The following is an 18,474-nucleotide window of genomic DNA, read 5'->3' as shown; positions in this document are numbered from 1 at the left end:
CGGAGTCACGCTGCAGATCCGCTGATGGCAACGCTGGAAGAGTTCAAGGCAATGCGTGATGCGGTGCCGATGAGTGTGCAAGGGGAGCTGTTCAAGCAGATGACTGCAGACCCTGATGCCTCCATCCGTCGCATGGTGGAGATCGCTGCAGAGAAGGGGATGACGGTGACCGCCGATGAGGTGCGTGGCTTCCTCAGGCAGATGGATGACGATGACGAGTTTGATGATTTCGAGCTGGATGCGGTTGCCCTCGCTGCCATTGCTGGTGGCGGGGAATTTTCAAGTGCAGGGCAAAATTGCTGACTGCTACTACATGACGAGCCATGGGGGCGTTGCCCTGGCATGCGACCCATGCGCAAGAGGCTCTTTGGTGGCTCATCGATGACCGTTTGAGTCGTTGAAGCCGATCGTGACTATCAAAAGGCTGTAGCTCCACGCACTCTCATGTCAGAAGAACAGCTCAAGGCTTTTATCGCCAAAGCGAAGAATGATCAGTCCATTCAGGAGAAACTCAAAGCAGCGAAATCACCCGAAGATGTTGTAGGCATCGCTAAAGAACATGGTCATGAATTCACCGCTGATAAGATCAACCAGCTCAGTAATGAAGAGCTGGAAGGCGTGGCTGGGGGCGGAACGTGTCTGACGAAGTGGCAGCAGGGGCTTCAATCCTGTCTAGGAATGTAATGTAACTCCTGGGTAGCTAAACGGCTGCTGAGGTAGCCTACACACTCAAAGCCCCTGCAACCGCAGGGGCTTTTTATTTCATCAATCACCCTCCAATACCTGGCACTATTGAGCGTAGTAATTATTAGTCAAAGACACTTCAGCAGACCATAGCTATAAATAATTAACAGACTTGACACCTATGTCAGAAGAACAGCTCAAGGCTTTTATCGCCAAAGCCAAGGATGACCAGTCCATTCAAGACAAACTAAAGGCAGCAAAGACTCCTGAAGACTTCGTAGGGATCGCTAAAGAGCACGGCCACGAATTCACTGCTGATAATGTCGCTGAACTCAGTGAAGAGGAGCTGGAAGGAGTGGCTGGCGGGGGATGTGGAAATTGCACTGATGCATATAACACCATATCCTCCTGTGGATGAAACACTGGGTTTAGACTTAAACAAGCATAGCTTACACACTCAAACCCTCTGCATTGACAGGGATTTTTTATTGCTTCAATCGTCTGACTAACCCCATCAATCAGCCTTCAATGCCTGGCACCATCGCCCGCACTTAGCGGGCTTATTTATTACTCCGGGGCCTTGGCGTCACCGGCTTCAGCATGAGCTAACTGCGCCAGGGCTGTCACAGTGTGACTGTGACTCCCAAACCTGCTGACCCTTGATCACCCCGCCAGGGATTGAGCGACGGCAGCAATGTCGGCTTGATCCAGCCAACGGTGATAAGTGCTGTGATGCACCATCACCGTGTGGCCCATGCACTTGGCCGCCAATGAAGTGGGCAGCAGTTTGCTGATGGAGCACACCGCCCAGGCATGGCGAATGTCATAGAGGCTCAGTGTTGGGTGCTGCCTTCTGAGCCATTTCTGCCACGCATCACAATGCTGTTTCGCCCTTAGCGAGTCATACGCCGCAGGGCTGTTGACATCCCATGGAACGGATCGTTCTGGTGTGTCCTTGTATGCCGAGATCGGTAAGGCCAGGGCGGTGCGCCATTCAGGCAGTTTCGTTTTGCGCTTCACGCTCAGCACCCGTGCCGTTCCATCACTGCTGGGCTGCAGGCTGAAGGTTTCTGCTGGTCTGCATCCATAGGTGATCAGTGCCCAGGTGGGCCACCACCATTTGTGCCCAGGGCTGAAGCTCTGCAGCAGTTGCGCCAAATCCTCTTCGCTTGGAACTTCACGGACTTCTGGTTCGTATGGCGTCTGCAGGGCATCGAGCCGGTCAGTTCCTTCAATGCCGACGAGCTTGGCCAGTCGTTTCAGCACCTTGCAGCTTTCCTTTCTGCTGCGGCTGCCTGGTTCGGTGGCATCAGCAGTGGCCACCATCAGATCCATGGTGAGCGTTGCTGCCCCTGGCATCCGGTTGGTTTCTGCCACCACCCGCTGCCAAGTGCGCTGGGCTGCACTGGTGCGAATCTTGCCCTGCCAGAAATCTTCCTCAAGCCGAGCCACCGCTTCGGCCACGGTGAAGCTGTCGGCTTTGGCGACAACTTCGACTGCAGGAGCATCCCAGGGCAGCAGGGGTGGGACCACTCCGGTGGAATTGATGATGCTGCTGAGTTGGAGCACTCTGGTTTCTGCTTCCAGCAGTTGGCCTTGGTGGGCGTTCAGCCCCAGGGCGATGCGCCGATCTTTTCGTGTTCCATCAGCAGCGGTGAATGTGCCCCGAAGGAAGAGACGATCTTTCGCCACCACGATGCGACCTTTCACCCCACGGGTCTTGAGTGCTGCATTGGCGGCGTCGAGCGCTTCCATGGTTGCCGAATCGTTGCCGAATTTCTTGCCGGAATGGTGGCGAAATTACGCGAAAGGGCAAGGGGGTAGCAACCCTGCGGGTTGGCTTAAAGCCCTGTCAGGGCAATAAAAAACCCAGTCACTGACTGGGCTTTCAGAGCGGAGAGGGTGGGATTCGAACCCACGGTGCCCGTGAAGACACGCTGGTTTTCAAGACCAGAGCCATAAACCACTCGACCACCTCTCCAGGTTTCGGTGCGATTCTGCGGACCCTCCATTACTTTAAAGGAGCCGCCCCTTGGGGCGACTCCACGGTGATCAGTTTTCCGGCTTTGCCAGTGGCAGCAGGCACTTATCGGAATCACAGCCAGCCGGTCCAGCCTCGCTGATCTCACCCAAGTCGTAGCGCTGCAGAGCTTCAAAGAAGTCGGAGCTCACTCGACGTTGGATCACGTCGGATTGCATCTGCTCGTAGGTGTCGGCATCGATCGGTTCAAAGGGCAGACGCGGGAAGGTGGCGTTGGCATCGAAGCGGGCCAGCAGTGCGGCCGAGATGTAGCCATCACCTCGCGCGATGGTTCCGTGGAGCGCATCGGTGATTGCCTCAATTTCGTGCTCACGGAACTCGATCGTGGCTGAAGTGTTGTGGGCGGTGTAGTGGGTCTGCACTTGCATGTAGAAGTCGAACTGAGCCATCGCAGAGAAGGCATTGATGTCGACGGCGTCTGCACCGGGAAGATTGGCCCAGCTCACTTCGGTGGGGATTTCTACCAGCCATTCCGTGCAGCGTGGATCAAAGGGATCGTCCAGGAGGCGGCCCTGATCGTCTTTGTCTGACTGTGAAGGCACCACGGTGTAGCCGTAGTCCATGCAAGCCATGGCCACCGGATCGTTTTTGCGGAAGGTGATTCGGCGGATGAAACGCTGGGCCTTGGGGGGGTGCCAGCCAGGAGCCGCACCGGTGAGCAGGCTCTTGGTTCCCGCGGGCTGAACTGTGGTGCAGCGGTTCGGGCGACGCAGGCCGTGACGATCGCAGTATTCCCAGACGGCTTCATTGACGGTCGCTTTCCAGCGACTCAAGTATTCCGCCTCACACCGCTTGAACTCCTGGCCTTCTTCTGTATTGGGCCGTCCTGCCTCCCACCACTGCAGCCAGGGGGTGCCGAAAGCATGCACAAAGAAGTCGAACAGTCCGGTGAAGCTCACACCAACGATCGGATCCCAGGCCCGGCTTTGGCGATAACGCTTGACTTCAAACTCGTGATTGAGGAGACATGCCACTGATAGGGCACCAGCGCGGAAAGCATCACGTTGACCCTCCTCATCACTGGGATCGATTTGGTTGAGGTGCACCTCGGCGAGGTTGCAGTGGAAATCTGCACCGAGAATTTCGCCGCATGGGTTGAGGCCATAGCGGCCGAGACGATGCTCAAGCTCGTCTTCCGCGATAGGGCCGTGGTTGAGGTTCAGCCAGCGGCCGGCCTCTTCTTTGCCTTGATCGCAGTAGATGTCGATGAATTCGCGACGCAGTTCGGGTGTGCTGAGCAAATCCGCGTTCGAGCGGGCGATGGCCTCAGGCGCAAACTGAATCGCACCTTCCCCGCTGTGGAATTGACGGGTCACAGCTTCGTGCAACACCTCTCGGCTGGGCCGTGTGTGATACACGCGAGTGTGGTTGGCCATGCGCAAGGCGTCCCTTTCAGGATCGATGCGCCAATTGCCTTGTTCGTCTTGCTGCCAGAGATTGTCTTTCGCACCTGCAGCGCTGCTGTCAGCTGAAGCGAATTGACGCATGCCGGCACTGCGACGGATGTTGCCCGCCACGATGGTGACAGCCGCTTCATCGATCAGAAGGCAGCATTCCACTGAGGTGAGCTTGCGCCCAACAGCCTTACCGAGCAGGCGAGCGACCCTGGCATAAAGATCTTTCAGTTTCACTGGGTTGGCCATGCCGCCGAATCCCTTGAGGGTTTCGCCGACAGGCCGGACATCGGAGAGGTCAACCTGCACCTTGACGGTGCGACCAGCGAAGCGTTCGTCGCTGCTCAATTCGAGCATCAGTTGGTAGCTGTCAACCCACCCTCGCCTGGTATCGCCGACACGAATGGAAACGGTGTCGTCATTGATGGTGAAGGTGGTCTTGTCCTGACGTTGCCCTGCCGGTGTGACACCGATCTCAGAAACATCAAGCACCTCAATCGGATTGGTGACCACTGGCAAACGGTCGATTAAATGGGGCTCGATGATGGCTCCGGTTCCACAACCCATCATCGCCAGGTCCATCATCAGACCGAAGGCTTCCCAATCCACAAGATTTGTGGAGGTGCAGTTGTACGCACCCGAGAAATTGTCTCGCCGTTCAATCCAGGGTGTGCCTCCGATCCAGAGCCAGCGTCCGGATGGCAGCGCTTTCTTTTCGGCTTGCATGCGGGCAAGAAGAGCGACTTCTTCGCTGGTGAGTTGTCCCAGCGTCTCCAAGCCAGCCAGGTTGCGACGTCCCACTTCGCTCCAGCTCTCGCGTCCCGTGCTGCTGCGGCGGCTGTAGGTCCGGTAGAAAACCGGGTTGGCAGCAGGTGCAGTGGCAGGGAAATCACCATTGCTGGACACGGCTTTAAGCGTGTCCTCGGTGCCACTGCGAGTTGGGGACAGGGTCACGTGTTCGGACAGGTCAGTGATGGCACCCTAACGCCAGCAATGGGGGTGGCAAGTGCTTGAAGGCACTATCCGCAGTGTCGTTGCCCGCAAGCTTCTGCAGCTGTCACCATGCCCGCAACGTCTGGATCACGATTCATGGTCAGCCCCCGGGCTTTGACACGAGGGATGTTTCGCCGAGTCCTCCGGACTTGTTTGCTCGCTGCGGTTGGGCTGCTGATCTGTGTTGCGACGGCATGGCCCCACCCCTCAGCTTTTGCGGGCTCATCGATCAATGAGGAGGTGTATCAACCTTCTTCTCGCACTGTGATTCCCATCGAGCAACAGCCGTTCTACGAGGCGTTGAGCGAGAAAGCGGCAGCCTGGGATGAAGTGGTGCTTGATCACGTGGTGGGGGATAGCCCCAAAACCACGTTGCTCAACTTCTATGCCGTGATGTCAGACGTGGCCTTGCGTGCCGATTTGCTCGGGTTTTCATCCTCCACCGGCCAAGCGCTGCGACGCGAAGCCATTGATGACACGAATCTGCTGTTCGGTTTGGCGGTCGATGCGTTGGATGCAAGTGCTTTTCCTGAAAGCGTCCGAGAGGATATGGCCGATGAGGCGGCGATTCAGTTAAAGATCGTTCTTGATTACGTCTTTGCGAATAGCCGAGAGCCAATTCATATCCCCTCTCAGGCAGGGATGAAAAATCGCAACGACTTGCGATCCAACCCGACGGCCTCGTGGCGTATCCCGGGCACTGCCATCACGCTGACCTCTGATATCAAAGGTGATCCGGACAATGAAAATTTTTATTTTTCTGCTTCGACCGTTGCTTCGATTCGTTCGATGTATGAAGAGATCCGTGATCTTCCGGCAATCAAGCAGCCTTATGCGTCCCCAAATTTCTATTCGGACTTTATCTATACGCCTGGATTTCTTGTTCCACCCGACTGGTATCTGTCGCTTCCACTGGAATGGAGAGTTTGGCTTGAGTGGCCGGTTGGTGACCAAACTCTGTTCCAGCTCGCTGCTGCATGTGTTCTGATTTTGGTTTATGCCTACATAAGCTTGCGCTTGATGCGTCTTTTGTTTCGGACGTATCGAGAAATTGGTGATGATGAGAATGATTACGAGTCCTCAAATCGTCGTCTTTTCACAGTTGATACGTTGGCGTGGAGGCGTGTGCTGATCGTTGCCCCTGTATTGCCTATAACCTACGCTGTTGAACAGCTAGTCGACAATGTGATTAATTTCACTGGTACGCCATTGGTTGTCGCAATTTATATCTTTTATGTGATTTGGTACGTCTCCGCAAGCATTTTTGTTTTCTTCCTGTTTGAGGCGTTGGGTCGAAGTGCTGCGGAGTTTATGTCTCAAATTCGCCGTAATCGTTCACCCATTCAGCTTCGTCGCATTTCAAGCTTCGTGATGCCTGCCAGTCGTGCCGTTGGCATGCTGATTTCTGTGGTGTTGATCTACCGGCTGTTATTGCTGCTGGGGCTGCCATCAAACACTGTTCTCGCTTTTTCGGCGGTGCCTGGCCTGGCGATTGGTCTTGGTGCTACCAAGCTCATCGGCAATCTTTTCGCGGGCTTGTCGATCCAGACAGATCGCCCTTTGAGAGTGGGCGAGTTTTGCGAAGTGGGCGGAAAAATCGGATTTGTGACCAAAATTGGCCTTCGCTCGATGGAGCTGCAGACCTTGGAGAGTCGTGTGACGATCCCCAATTCCGTGGCAGATGAAGCCACCATTGTGAACTATTCCAGGCGTGGTCTCAGTGTTGAACGTCAGCCAATGCAGGGGCTCGAGCTCAGGTTGCCTGTACGCAATCCAATGTCTCCATTCCAGCTTGAGGAATTAGTTCGAATCACCAAGCTTATTTTGCAGTCGCCTTCGTTTCTTGATCACGCGGTCGAACTGCAGGAGCAAGTCGTGAGTTTGGAGTCCCTGGAGGACGGTACCAGTCAACTGATCGTTTTTGTGATGGTGGAATTGCACGGATGGAAAGCGTTTTTGAAGGTGCGTGAAAGCCTCTTAGTGGCGCTAGAAGAAGTGCTTGAACGCATCACTCTTTGCGAGATTGTTGTCGGAGTGGCCTACAGCACCTCTCCCGACCAGCTCAGGCTCATGCCTGAGTTGCTCAAAGCCGTGGTGAGGGAAGACGAGCAACTTGTGTTTGAGGCAGCGCGACTCGTTCGGATTTCCGCTTTCAGCTACGACTTTGAATTGGAAATCCGCTCACTGCATCTGGTTCATGATGATTTTGAAGACAGTGTTCACCGCTTGAATTGCAGGATTCTTGAGGTTCTGGCAGATCATCACATTCAGATTCCCTACCCCACACAAACACTTGAACTGCAATCCAACCCCACGACCTAATGATTCCACGTGTTCTTGAACCTGAGGTCATGAACGACCCGCTGCAGGTTGATGCCTATGCGGCAGCGGATTTCAACGTTTCCGATCAGGCCGTTGTTGATCGAATTGAGCAACTGCTTGCTGTCGATGGTGTGCATTTTCGCCAACAGGCTTGTCTTGTCGATCTTGGTTGTGGTCCCGGCAACATCAGTCTGCGGCTGGCAAAGCGCTGGACGGACTGTTGTGTGCTGGGGGTGGATGCTGCTGAGCGCATGCTTCGCGTGGCAGAGGCCCGGCGTCGTGATGCAGGAGTGATGACTGAGCGCTTGCGCTATCAACGGCGCGCATTGCCCTTGCCGGCGTCTTCACTCGAGGCTGATCTGGTGGTGAGCAACAGCCTGTTGCATCATCTGCATGATCCGATGCATCTCTGGTCATCGGTGAAATCCCTGGCCTCATCACGCTGCCTCGTGTTGCACCGTGACCTCAAGCGCCCAGACAGCGAGGCCAGCATTGATGGTCTCTGCCAGCAGCATGTGGCCAACGCGCCTGAGGTGCTTCAACGTGATTACCGCGCCTCCTTGCGTGCGGCATTCACTGCTGCCGAGGTGAAAGCGCAGCTTGCTGTTGCGGGCCTGCCTCAGCTTCAGGTGATGGAGGTTGAGGACCGATATCTCGAAGTGAGTGGTTGGATCACGGGCTGTCAGGCTGGTGTCGATCAGCGCAGCCCATGAGCACGGAATCAGCACTTCAAGACGGACGTGAGCTGCTCGAGGCGGTGGCACGTCGTCGCAATTTCGCGATCATTTCTCACCCTGATGCTGGTAAAACCACTCTTACAGAGAAGTTGTTGCTTTACGGCGGTGCCATTCAGCAGGCCGGTGCTGTGAAGGCCCGAGGCGAACAACGCAAAGTCACCTCTGACTGGATGGAGCTGGAGAAACAGCGCGGCATCTCCATCACGTCCACCGTTCTTCAGTTCGATTACACCGGCAACACGATCAATCTGCTGGACACTCCTGGTCACCAGGACTTTTCAGAGGACACCTATCGGACGTTGGCGGCTGCTGACAATGCTGTGATGCTCGAGGATGCCGCCAAAGGACTTGAGCCTCAAACGCGAAAACTCTTTGAGGTCTGTCGGATGCGGCAGATCCCTATTTTTACGTTCATCAACAAGATGGATCGCCCCGGTCGTGACCCTCTTTCACTGCTGGATGAAATTGAGTCAGAGCTTGAGCTCACACCATGGGCTGTGAACTGGCCGATCGGGAGTGGTGAGCAGTTCCGTGGGGTGATCGATCGCCGCACGCGCGAGGTGATTTTGTTCTCTCGGGCGGAACGAGGCCGTCAATCGGAGGAACGACATCTCTCACTCGATGATCCTGAGTTGCTGGATCTTGTTGAAGTCGATCTGTTGGAGCAGGCGGTTGAGGAATTGGATTTGCTGGAGGCGGCAGGTGCAGAACTGGATCTGGAGTTAGTGCATGCCGGTGAGCTCACACCGGTGTTCTTCGGATCTGCGATGACCAATTTTGGTGTTCGCCCCTTTCTGAATGCATTCATGGAAATGGCTCAGAAGCCTGTTGCACGCAATGGGCATGACGGGCCGGTGGATCCTTTACGGCCAGATTTCAGTGGGTTTGTGTTCAAATTGCAGGCCAACATGGATCCCCGTCATCGAGATCGTGTCGCCTTTGTCAGGGTTTGTAGTGGGCGATTTGAAAAAGACATGACCGTGCGCCACGCCCGCACCGGCAAGGCCATCCGTTTGTCACGTCCTCAGAAGCTGTTTGGTCAAGACCGGGCCGTTGTGGAAGATGCCTATCCCGGTGACGTGATTGGTTTGAACAATCCGGGCATGTTCTCGATCGGCGACACCCTCTACACGGGAACGAAAGTTGAGTACGAGGGCATTCCCTGCTTCAGTCCTGAGATCTTCAGTTGGCTGCGCAATCCCAATCCTTCCGCCTTCAAGAATTTCCGCAAAGGCGTGAACGAACTGCGCGAGGAAGGTGCTGTGCAGATTCTGTACGACACCGATGAAAGCAAGCGCGACCCAATTCTCGCGGCGGTCGGTCAGTTGCAGCTTGAGGTGGTGCAACATCGGCTTCAAAACGAATATGGCGTTGAAACCCGGCTTGAGCCACTGGGATTTCAAGTGGCGCGATGGGTCACCGGTGGATGGTCGGCACTCGATCAGGTGGGGAGAATTTTCAATTGCAAAACCGTGAGAGACGCTTGGAACCGACCCGTACTCCTGTTCAAGAACGATTGGAACCTCAACCAGCTCAACGAAGAACATCCCGATCTGGCGCTTAGTGCTGTTGCACCGGTGGTCAGCGGTGTTGAGCCAATCAGTCTTTAACAGCTCATCGGTAACGGTCAATCGCGTCGAGTGGTCACCATGATGAAAAAAGCCCCACTCAAGGAGTGGGGCTTTTGATTGCTAGCAATTGATCAGACGAGAATCACTGCAGACTCAAGAGGACTCAGCCCAGAGCTGGTCACCCTTGAGTGCTGGTCAGTTCTCACTCTTCGCCTTCTTCGTCAGAGCCACCAACGGGAATCAAACGGATGGCTTTCCGTCCAAGCTTGATTTCAAACTCATCACCAGGATTGAGATCGAGCATGGCGGTGTAGGCCTTGCCAACCAGGAGGTTGCCATTGCCCTGCACTTTTGCGGTGTAGCTGAGTTTGCGGCCGCCTTTGCCAATACCGGCAGAACCGCCACCAAGTTCCACGCCTTTGGCGCTCAGCAGAGCTTCGTAGAACGCAGTGAAATTCACTCGCTGGCCGCCATCCTTTTTATCGGTGACGTAGCCACAGGCCGTAGCCAAATCAGTTTTGGACACATCGCCAAGCTCTTTAACCTTGGCAAGAAGATCAGATCCGGTGAGCATTGATAATCCCCATCTGAATTCATTTATGCATCACGCCCGGCGGTTCGTCAACTGTTCAATCCGTCTTTTCTCGATCAATTCTTCTCTTCGAGGCTGTACGTCTTGTTGCTTAGAGGCTGAGCATCCTTTGTTCTGATCACGGTGAGTCCAATCCGCGTCTAATCAGGGAAGCGTTGCATTGCACTTCGCAGTGTTGTGTTCAGCGTCTTGCCCTGATCAGGATTGCGTGTGGTACCCAAAGTTTTTTACTGTTTGGGAGCCCATTCGGTGATTCGCTGTCGGCTGAAGGCGGCCAGGCCTCAGTCAAGCGTTTCACAAAGGGATCATCTCTGGAGTCAAGCGTTCGCTTGCTGTTCTGAACCCTTACGTGTTCACGTCTCTCCTTGCTTTGTATTCGCATGGACTTTTCAGTTGTGAGGCAGTTGGAATTGCATCCTGTCGTTCAGGCGGTGAAGCGCGATTGAACGGCAGTAATTTGATCATCGACAATTGCAAGTTGGATCACGGTGCCAAGGTCACCAAAGACGGGCCGACTCTTGAGTAGATCCTTTGCCCCAAGAGGGTTGAAACGCTGCCCTTGTTGATCAGCCTCTGCATCATGAGGCCGTCCATCGCGCTCGGTGGGGATTGGGGACTTGTTCGATCAACCTCAGCAAGGATTTCACTCAACACGTTGTGAACGAGGGCTACAAGGCCATCCGCGTGGATGCTGTTTGGGTGACCTTGAGATCTTCCCTGGGGTTTCAATGACGATGAATCGGCATGAGAGGCCTTGGACTACGGAGTCGCACCTGCGACGGAGGTTGTTGGGATGCTCAAAAACACAAGCAAGGAGGCGTCGCTCAGCGATTTTGATCAGTCTTAAGGATGTTGTTGGCATCCTTTTTTCACGGCTCCAGCACTGCCCACGCCTGGGGTGAGCCTTCCGTTTGCGGAGCGTTATGCCGCGATCGAACTTGAAATCTCAGATGCCGACTGGCATCGGTTCGCACCTCGAGATTGCAATCGCCAGACTGTCGTCCTCAAGCGGTCTGCCATGGACACTCTCTGGCTGCTTCGCCCCTGCGCTGATGGAGGGACGGATTACATCTGCTTCCGTGATCACCGGGATCATGTGGAGGTTTTGGAGGGCTATCACTTGCCCCCTCAGATGCCATTGATCAAACATCGTCAACTGTTGCTTAGCTCTGATGTACCGCGCTGTCGTCATCGCTTTGAGCGTCAGCAGGGCTTTCGGCATGGCCCGCCGCTCTTTTAGTCACCGTTGAGATCACGCACCGTGCGTTTCGTTTGAGAATCCCTCTTAAAGGCTCGCTTCAAGGACTCTGTCGATACGCTTGAACAAGAACACCGACTCTTCAATGGCTGCAGGGTTGAATCCAGGACCGGATTCGGATTCTCAGGATCCTTATTCTCTGCTCGGCATCGGTGCTGATGCAAGTTTTGAAGATGTCCAACAAGCCCGCGACCGTGTTGTGGCCGGCTGCGGCGATGACGCGATCGCCAGGGCGCGCGCAGAAGCGGCCTACGACGCTGTCTTGATGGCACGTCTTCGCGACCGTCAGTCGGGACGGGTGAGCTCTGATGCTGCAACGGCATCACGAATTGAGCGTCAACAGGGATCGACGGAATCCCTCCCCTCTTCCAGCGGTCCGGCTGCGCTGCTCACCCGTCTTCGCAGTTTCTCTTTGCCAACTCCTTCCTTAAGTGGTTCAGGCGTGATGCCTGATTTCCAATTGGTGGAAGGTCAGGGATTCACGGTGCGTTGTCTCGCAGGAGCGGCTGCATTGCTGCTTCTTTTGGTCGCTCCGTTGACCGTGGAGCTGCTTCTCGCTCTTTCAACCATTGGCGTCTTTATCAGTCAGGTCAAACGCGGCCGTCGTCCACTCGGTTCATTGGGTTGGACATTGTTGTTGCTCATCGCGGGCTTAAGTCTCGGTGCACTGCTCAGCATGGTGATGGCGCCGATGGCGTTGCCATTGTCTGTGGAGCAGTGGCAAGCACTGCCCGCTTTGGTGGTGCTTTTAATTGGAGCGTTATTTCTGGCTTGACCCTGATAGCTCACTGATCAGATCTCTCAGTTCTGCCTCGGTGACTTGGTACACCTCATTGCAGAAGTGGCAGGTCAACTCAGCACCTTTGTCTTCCTCCAGCATCGTTTGGAGCTCCTCAGGTCCCAGCAGGGTGAGGGCTCCAATGCTGCGTTCGCGACTGCAGGGACAGTAAAACTGCACTGGCTGCATGGGTTCGCTGCTCGGAATCGGCTGTGGATCGAGGTCTGGGAACACCTCCTGCAGCAATCGTTCGGGATGGTCGCCGCAGGCATGCAGCTGTTGGCTGAAGTTCTGAATCTCGCGGCAGCGTTCCTCAAGCAGGGCCACCAGGGCGGGCTCTTCCGCCGCCTTTGGCAGCACCTGCACCAACAATCCGCCGCTGCTTTGTAGCCCTTCGCTGTTGATTGTTTCCCCAACAAACACAGCGGACGGTGTTTGTTCTGAGTGCAACAGATACGAAGCCACGTCTTCACCGATGCCTCCGCTGACGAGCTCGACCGTGCTGCTGAAAGGTTCTCCTTTTCCGTCGTCACGGACGACGTGCAGGTAACCCGTGCCTGCTGCAGCGCCGAAGTCGAAGCTCGCTTGGCCATCGGCTGCCACGACGGGGTCCAGCTCCAGTGATGGGTTGCCGACGTACCCCCGGACGCGGCCATCACGACCAGCGTCGACACTCAACCCATCGATCGGGCCATCGGAGCCGAGACGCAGATTGACGCGTCCGTGGCGAACCTTCATGGAGCTTGCCAGCAGCAATCCTGCGCTCATGGCACGTCCCAGCATCACGGTGGTGAGATACGAAAGGCCGTGGCGTGTTCGAGCTGTGCGGGTGGTGTCGCTGGTTGTGACTGCCACCAGTCTGATTCCCCCACCTGCAGCGGTGGCTCGCACAAGGCGATCAGCCATGACGCTTCAACATTCCAGGCGTCATGGTGACAGAGCGTGCAGGCGGCCGTTGTGCAGTCGTTGTTGGTCGCAGTTCCAGCCATGAAACAGTTCCGGTTCATGGGTCACCACAATCAGCAATCGGTCGCGACTGAGCTGGTCCAGCAGTTCGAGCACTTCGCTGCGAACGGACCAATCAAGACCCGCCGTTGGTTCATCGAGTAGCAGCACATCCGGTTTGCGCAGCAGTTGAACCGCAAGAGCCAGGCGTCGCTGCTGTCCGCCGCTAAGACGTTCGGGAGCTTGGCGTCCGTCCACCCCACTGAGCCCCACCTGACGTAGGGCTTCGGCCTGGTCTTCGCTGCTCAGACGACGATGCCCCAGTTTGAGTTCCTGGCTCACGGTCAAGCCCAGAAAGTGGCGCTCTGGGAACTGAAACACCACCCCGCATAACCATCGCCGTTGTCGCTGGTTCATCACTTGTCCCTGCCAGCAGATGCGGCCCTTGTTGGCTCCGGCCATCCCGCTGATCACATCCAGCAGGCTGGTTTTGCCGCTGCCGCTGTCACCAGAGATCAATAAGGGTCGGCCATGGGACGCTTTGAGCTGAATGCCGTTGAGCACCAGCTCTTCTGCGGTAGCCGGCCTGTAATGAACATCGTGCAGTTCCAGCATTCCAATCGAATGCCCTCGATGGGGGCTGCCATGGCGCTCCAGCATGGTCGATCGTTCCTTCGGCGGCGATGATGTCAAAGATGCCGGTGGGTCATGCAGGTTCGTTTTCGAGAGATTGATCCCTTCAATTGCTGGATTTGGCTGCGCTTTGGTGAGGTCCCTAGTCAGGGAGAGCGAAATTACGTCGATGGCATCTTCGACAGCTGGTACGTGCTTGGGCGTCTAGGGGGCTTTAACGCTGAAAACCTTCAGGTGCACGAGGAAGGCGATCAGCTCAGTTGGATGAGCTACGAGAACGACGATGCTGGCTCGGTCATGCCCGCTTTGATGCACAACATGGGGCAGCTTGAATACCAGCAAGCGTGGGCACGGTGCTGGATCGACCTAGGGACCAGTGATGGGATCGCGCTGGATGTGTTGATCAATGCGTTGCGGCAGCTGGATTCAGACCTGGTTCAACTGGAAGAACTGTTGATTGGTGGTGCCAACGAAGACTGGCCTGTGGAGGAGCACCCCGACAGTGTTTTCCCGGGAATGGGTTGACCGCAGCTGTGGCTGAACGACGCCGCCTGCTCATTGATGCCAGCAGGCTTCCCCCTACAGGGGAGCATCGCTGCGTCCATCTGAATGACCAGGAAGCGCGCTATCTGCGCAAAGTGCTGCGGCTGAAGCCCGGTTCTCAGGTGGATGTGGTGGATGGCGGCGGACATCTCTGGACTGCGCGGCTGATACCCGGTGATCAGTTGGAGCTGACCACCGATCGTGCACAACCCCTTGAAACGGGATCGAAGCCCATGCCTCAACTGGGCTTGGCCATGGCGCTGGTTCGTCGCGGTATGGACGATGTGATGCGCATGGCTTGTGAACTAGGTGTGGATCACGTCCAGCCCATCCAGGCTGATCGCAGTGTTCCGCAAGCGGAGGATCGCCCTGAGCGCTGGGGTGTGATTCTTCAGGAGGCTGTCGAGCAGAGCGAGAGGCTTTGGAGGCCAGACCTGCAGCCTTGCATTCAGAGCGAGCAGTGGTGGATGGCTCTCGCTGCGGAGGACTTGCGGCTGATCGCCGTCACACGGGATGCTGGCTGTCCGCACTTGGAAACATGGCTCCATCAGGCTGCGGGGCCAGCCCCGCGCATTTGGTTGGCGATCGGGCCTGAGGGCGGTTGGAGTGAACGTGAAGTGGCTTGGGCTCTCGCCTCCGGTTGGATAGGGGTCACGCTCGGGGACACCATTTTGCGCAGCTCGACTGCGGCGGTCGCTGGCATCAGCGCCCTTTGCTCCTGGCGAACGCTCAGCGCTTGATGCCGTCGCGGCGAAATGCGTTCATCAGTGGACGACCCTTGACGTGCATGCGTCGCAACAGAGTTGTTTGCACACTGATGGTCGGTTGATTCGACGCTTTGGAGCGGGGGCGAAACAGGCCTGCTGGTCTTTGCTGGATCGACGCTGATGGTTCGATCGATGCGGATGCCTTGCGCAAGCGGCGTCCAATCCGGCTCAACAGGCTCTTTGGACCGTTCAAGGCAACCCTCCTGGACTTGGTGTGGCGGCCGACCAATCCTGTCACTTTGCGCGCGAGCTCTGCTTTGCGTGGGTTGGCTCGATCAACTTGAACGGTTGTGCTGCTCAGTCGCTGGCACGATGACCTGAAGCACCAGAGACAGCTGTGGACGTTCTTGATCTGTTTCCGCGTTCGATCCTCAAGGGCCAGCTCCCGGATCCTCTGCTTCAGCAACTGATCGCCCTCGGTGAGCAGGTGATGACTGCGCCGCATCGCAGTCCTGATGCATCCGCCAAGCTTGCCGGCCAGCTGAGTGAGCAGCGTGAGTTGACTCCGGATTTGCCCGGTGTGCAGGAACTGATGAATCAGCAGCTTCTACCGGCATGCGAACGCTGGATTCGTCATGTGATCGATCGACAGCCACCGCAAGGGCGTGGTCCTTGGGTCCCAGGGCGCTACAGGCTTCAGCCCGTGGATCTGTGGTTGAACTGCCAACGCGCTGGGGACTACAACCCGATCCACACCCATGGCGGCAGTTTTTCAGGGGTGATTTTTCTGAAGGTGCCCCCCCAGATCAATGCCAATAGTTTTGATGGCCAGCTTTGTTTTCATGGCCCTGAGGATTGGCATATTCAATCGTTTCGCACCGGGATGTCCCAATACATGCTTCCTGTGCCTGGGGATTTTTACGTCTTTCCGGCATGGCAGCCCCATTCCGTGATGCCCTTCCGGGGTGAGGGCGAGAGGTGGTCATTGGCCTTCAACGCCATGGCGATCCCGAATCATCAAGCCGCTGCAAATCGAGCGGTGGCCGCTAGCCCTTCCAGTGCCGCTACCCCGATGGGCAATGTTTCACTGTCTAGTCAACGACCGTCGCCGAAAGGGTTTTGAGGTTTGTCAGCCCTACTTGGTTTTAAAGAGCTCGGTGGCCATGGAGCGGAAACCCGACAGGTTGCTTCCAGGCCGGCGCTTCCCAGGTCGTACAGCGTTGCCAGGCTTGAGGGCCTCGGGTGCGAAATTGACCAGCTCCACTGTGGGCTTTGCAGCCTCGGCCGCCGCGAGCTCTGCAGCAATGGCTTCCGCCGTTGTCAGCGATGGCTTGGTCTCGGTGCTGCTTGGGTCTGGTGCCGGTTGGGCTTTGTCAGCATGAGCGGGCGCCGCAGTCGTGGCCGCAGCCGATGGCTTTTTGCTTTCCTTCGCTGCGAGTTTGGCTCTAGCAGCGTTGGCTTCGGCGTACTTGGCCGCGATAGCGGGGTCCGGGTCTCCAAGCTCGAGGAAGAAGCCCTTGCGGTTCAGCACCATGCCGGAGAGGGGAAATCACCTGAGCTGATTATCCGCGTGGATGCCCCCTTCAGCGTGGATGCTTAGAGCAGTGCAACACAGCCTGATGCTTTCCGCGTCTGCGGCAATTCCCCCTCAGAGCATTTCGATCTGGATCACGGCGTTGCTGCTCAATGCCGTTCTGATTGGCTTGGCTCAGCGTCTTCCACTGCTGACGCCAGCGGGTTGGTGCCACGCCGGCATCCTCGGAACCATCCTCTGGGGAGCCCTCGGTTGGCGAGGTTGGCTGGCGGTGGTGGCGTATCTGGCCTTGGGCTCGCTCGTGACCAAGCTGGGTTTTGCTCGCAAGCAGGATCTCGGACTGGCGGAAGCCCGCGGCGGTCGTCGAGGGCCAGAAAATGTGTGGGGGTCGGCTTTGACCGGATTGGTGTTGGCCCTCTTCATTGCGATCCGCGTGGGGCCAACCCAGTGGCTTTTGATGGGTTTCACCGCCAGTTTTGCCGCCAAGCTGGCTGACACCTTTGGCAGTGAGATTGGTAAGCGGTGGGGGCGCACCACGCTGCTGATCACTAGCTTGCGACCGGTGCCGCCCGGGACGGAGGGTGCGGTGAGTTTGGAGGGGACGGCTGCCAGTGCCTTCGGCAGCCTGTTAATGACGCTGGTGATGGTTGGTTTGGGACTGCTTCATTCCGTTGAAGCTGCCGGCGTGGTGGTGGTGGTGGGGTTCATTGCCACCCTGCTGGAGAGCCTTCTAGGTGCTACCGGCCAGGGCCGTTGGCCCTGGCTCAGCAATGAGCTTGTTAATGGGCTGCAGACAGCCTGGGCTGCGGGTTTGGCCATGCTTTTGGCCTGGCCGCTTGGTCTTCTGTCGTAGCCGCGACCGCTTGCAGGCGCAGGTCGCGGAGGGTGTCGTTCAGGAGCCGTTGCAGCGTGCGTCGATCGATGCGTTCGTGGCGTGCGATCGCAGTGATGGACAGTCCCTCGATCCAATGCGCACAAAGCCAGCGTCTGCGCTCAGGGTCCAGGCTTTTCAGAGCTGTTCTCAGCCAAGTCAGCTGAGGGTCGCTGTGATGCTTAGACCGGGCTGGGAGTGACTCGAGATGCGTGGTGACTGGCTGGGAGGTTGTGGCCGTTGCCTGTTGCGGTGCCTGCAAAGACAGCAGATGACGATGCTGGTGAGCCATGCAGGCCTGTTGCCAACGTTGGCGAGTGACCCCAAGAGCGTGGGCCAGGCCTGATGCATCCAAGGCTGGCTGACCAAGATGCTGTCGATCGGTCTGGATTTTCATGCCTTTGGCATGGAGGTCGTTCAAGCGCCATGGAATGCGCAGGGTGCGCAGGCGGTCACGCCTGTAGTGGAGGATTTCGCCCGTGATGCGTGGCATGGCGTAGCTGCTGAGGCGATGACCTCGCGCCGGCTCGAAGCGATCAAGGGCGCGAATCAGTCCCATGCGCCCTTCTTGGACGAGGTCGTCCCGCTCGCCATCGCCTCGATGGAGTTGACGCTGGGCACCGAGGTGGGCGAGACCGAGATGCTTCAGAACAGCATCGTTGCGTTCAAGAATTGGCTGCGGAAGAGCTCGACGAGCTTCGCGACGGCGATGACGGTTGGATTGGCATTTGCACGATGGTGATGGTGATCGGGAGATCATGGGATTTGGGAATGGAACGGCCTTCAAGCTCCCCAAATCACTGGCTTCAACGCTTCCCCCCTGCGAGTGATGTGCTTCCCTCGGAGGGGTGAGGTGAGCACAATCACTTTG

20 protein-coding genes and 1 tRNA gene are annotated in these 18,474 nt (G+C 56.8%); 12 read left to right on the top strand and 9 right to left on the bottom strand.

What is annotated here, in order from left to right:
- Nucleotides 1-24 precede the first annotated feature (24 nt).
- From SynA1560_RS09555 to SynA1560_RS09545, 3 genes are all read left to right on the top strand, one after another.
- Entirely contained in the window at nt 25-303 is a 279-nt protein-coding gene (locus SynA1560_RS09555; RefSeq protein WP_186500337.1) for a hypothetical protein, read from the top strand.
- 141 nt (nt 304-444) lie between these two features.
- Nucleotides 445-684 carry a Nif11-like leader peptide family natural product precursor gene (locus SynA1560_RS09550; protein ID WP_186469228.1) on the top strand — a complete coding sequence of 80 codons (240 nt, stop codon included), beginning with the start codon at nt 445-447 and terminating at the stop codon, nt 682-684.
- Nucleotides 685-865: 181 nt separating this feature from the next.
- Nucleotides 866-1,102 (top strand): Nif11-like leader peptide family natural product precursor, encoded by a 237-nt coding sequence (locus SynA1560_RS09545; RefSeq protein ID WP_186500335.1) that lies wholly within the window; start codon nt 866-868, stop codon nt 1,100-1,102.
- Nucleotides 1,103-1,347: 245 nt separating this feature from the next.
- Here SynA1560_RS09545 and SynA1560_RS09540 read toward each other — a convergent pair whose 3' ends face one another.
- From SynA1560_RS09540 to nrdJ, 3 genes are all read right to left on the bottom strand, one after another.
- Entirely contained in the window at nt 1,348-2,439 is a 1,092-nt protein-coding gene (locus tag SynA1560_RS09540) for a hypothetical protein (protein ID WP_186500328.1), read from the bottom strand.
- 139 nt (nt 2,440-2,578) lie between these two features.
- Nucleotides 2,579-2,665 (bottom strand) — tRNA-Ser (locus SynA1560_RS09535).
- Nucleotides 2,666-2,736: 71 nt separating this feature from the next.
- The gene (gene nrdJ / locus SynA1560_RS09530) at nt 2,737-5,073 is read right to left on the bottom strand and encodes a ribonucleoside-triphosphate reductase, adenosylcobalamin-dependent (RefSeq protein WP_186500326.1); all 2,337 of its coding nucleotides are present in this window, start codon (nt 5,071-5,073) and stop codon (nt 2,737-2,739) included.
- Nucleotides 5,074-5,265: 192 nt separating this feature from the next.
- On the opposite strand from nrdJ, the gene SynA1560_RS09525 reads away from it, so the two are divergent.
- From SynA1560_RS09525 to SynA1560_RS09515, 3 genes are read left to right on the top strand one after another with little or no spacing between them, the layout of a single operon-like run.
- Nucleotides 5,266-7,434 carry a mechanosensitive ion channel family protein gene (locus SynA1560_RS09525; RefSeq protein ID WP_255476915.1) on the top strand — a complete coding sequence of 723 codons (2,169 nt, stop codon included), beginning with the start codon at nt 5,266-5,268 and terminating at the stop codon, nt 7,432-7,434.
- A gap of 29 nt (nt 7,435-7,463) precedes the next feature.
- On the top strand, nt 7,464-8,147 hold the full coding sequence (locus tag SynA1560_RS09520; RefSeq protein ID WP_255476914.1) for a trans-aconitate 2-methyltransferase: 684 nt from the start codon (nt 7,464-7,466) through the stop codon (nt 8,145-8,147).
- Complete coding sequence (locus SynA1560_RS09515; RefSeq protein WP_186469069.1) at nt 8,144-9,781, top strand: peptide chain release factor 3; 1,638 nt, start codon at nt 8,144-8,146, stop codon at nt 9,779-9,781. Before SynA1560_RS09520 ends, SynA1560_RS09515 begins: the two co-directional genes overlap by 4 nt.
- A 163-nt stretch (nt 9,782-9,944) precedes the next feature.
- Here the strand turns inward: SynA1560_RS09515 and SynA1560_RS09510 are convergent, their stop codons facing one another.
- Nucleotides 9,945-10,316 carry an AbrB family transcriptional regulator gene (locus SynA1560_RS09510; protein WP_186469068.1) on the bottom strand — a complete coding sequence of 124 codons (372 nt, stop codon included), beginning with the start codon at nt 10,314-10,316 and terminating at the stop codon, nt 9,945-9,947.
- 1,036 nt (nt 10,317-11,352) lie between these two features.
- Here SynA1560_RS09510 and SynA1560_RS09505 point away from each other — a divergent pair.
- Entirely contained in the window at nt 11,353-11,574 is a 222-nt protein-coding gene (locus SynA1560_RS09505; protein ID WP_186471151.1) for a hypothetical protein, read from the top strand.
- A 103-nt stretch (nt 11,575-11,677) separates the two neighbouring features.
- Nucleotides 11,678-12,367, top strand: a complete 690-nt coding sequence (locus tag SynA1560_RS09500) for a CPP1-like family protein (RefSeq protein ID WP_186500322.1) — start codon at nt 11,678-11,680, stop codon at nt 12,365-12,367.
- Here the strand turns inward: SynA1560_RS09500 and hslO are convergent.
- The gene (gene hslO, locus SynA1560_RS09495) at nt 12,353-13,276 is read right to left on the bottom strand and encodes an Hsp33 family molecular chaperone HslO (protein WP_186500320.1); all 924 of its coding nucleotides are present in this window, start codon (nt 13,274-13,276) and stop codon (nt 12,353-12,355) included. The two genes, SynA1560_RS09500 and hslO, sit on opposite strands and share 15 nt — an antisense overlap.
- Before the next feature lie 21 nt (nt 13,277-13,297).
- Nucleotides 13,298-13,930, bottom strand: coding sequence for an ABC transporter ATP-binding protein (locus SynA1560_RS09490; protein WP_186501640.1), 633 nt, complete (start codon nt 13,928-13,930; stop codon nt 13,298-13,300).
- 93 nt (nt 13,931-14,023) lie between these two features.
- On the opposite strand from SynA1560_RS09490, the gene SynA1560_RS09485 reads away from it, so the two are divergent.
- Nucleotides 14,024-14,473 (top strand): DUF3531 family protein, encoded by a 450-nt coding sequence (locus SynA1560_RS09485; protein ID WP_186500318.1) that lies wholly within the window; start codon nt 14,024-14,026, stop codon nt 14,471-14,473.
- Nucleotides 14,474-14,481: 8 nt separating this feature from the next.
- Nucleotides 14,482-15,231 carry a 16S rRNA (uracil(1498)-N(3))-methyltransferase gene (locus SynA1560_RS09480; RefSeq protein WP_186469065.1) on the top strand — a complete coding sequence of 250 codons (750 nt, stop codon included), beginning with the start codon at nt 14,482-14,484 and terminating at the stop codon, nt 15,229-15,231.
- On the opposite strand, the gene SynA1560_RS09475 is transcribed toward SynA1560_RS09480, so the two are convergent.
- Entirely contained in the window at nt 15,221-15,430 is a 210-nt protein-coding gene (locus SynA1560_RS09475; protein WP_186500317.1) for a hypothetical protein, read from the bottom strand. The genes SynA1560_RS09480 and SynA1560_RS09475 overlap by 11 nt on opposite strands.
- A gap of 165 nt (nt 15,431-15,595) precedes the next feature.
- On the opposite strand from SynA1560_RS09475, the gene SynA1560_RS09470 reads away from it, so the two are divergent.
- Nucleotides 15,596-16,321, top strand: coding sequence for a putative 2OG-Fe(II) oxygenase (locus tag SynA1560_RS09470; protein ID WP_186500314.1), 726 nt, complete (start codon nt 15,596-15,598; stop codon nt 16,319-16,321).
- A 12-nt stretch (nt 16,322-16,333) separates the two neighbouring features.
- Here SynA1560_RS09470 and SynA1560_RS09465 read toward each other — a convergent pair whose 3' ends face one another.
- Entirely contained in the window at nt 16,334-16,732 is a 399-nt protein-coding gene (locus SynA1560_RS09465; protein ID WP_186500312.1) for a hypothetical protein, read from the bottom strand.
- A gap of 85 nt (nt 16,733-16,817) precedes the next feature.
- Here SynA1560_RS09465 and SynA1560_RS09460 point away from each other — a divergent pair, with 85 nt between their 5' ends.
- Complete coding sequence (locus tag SynA1560_RS09460; protein ID WP_255476913.1) at nt 16,818-17,585, top strand: TIGR00297 family protein; 768 nt, start codon at nt 16,818-16,820, stop codon at nt 17,583-17,585.
- Here the strand turns inward: SynA1560_RS09460 and SynA1560_RS09455 are convergent.
- A complete protein-coding gene (locus tag SynA1560_RS09455; RefSeq protein WP_186500310.1) occupies nt 17,512-18,363 on the bottom strand; it encodes a sigma-70 family RNA polymerase sigma factor in 852 nt (283 codons plus the stop codon). The genes SynA1560_RS09460 and SynA1560_RS09455 overlap by 74 nt on opposite strands.
- Between the last annotated feature and the right edge of the window lie 111 nt (nt 18,364-18,474).

The sequence above is a fragment of the Synechococcus sp. A15-60 genome (assembly GCF_014280095.1).
In the GTDB taxonomy this organism is placed as follows: Bacteria; Cyanobacteriota; Cyanobacteriia; order PCC-6307; family Cyanobiaceae; genus Synechococcus_C.
This window is presented reverse-complemented; position numbering and strand designations above follow the sequence as displayed.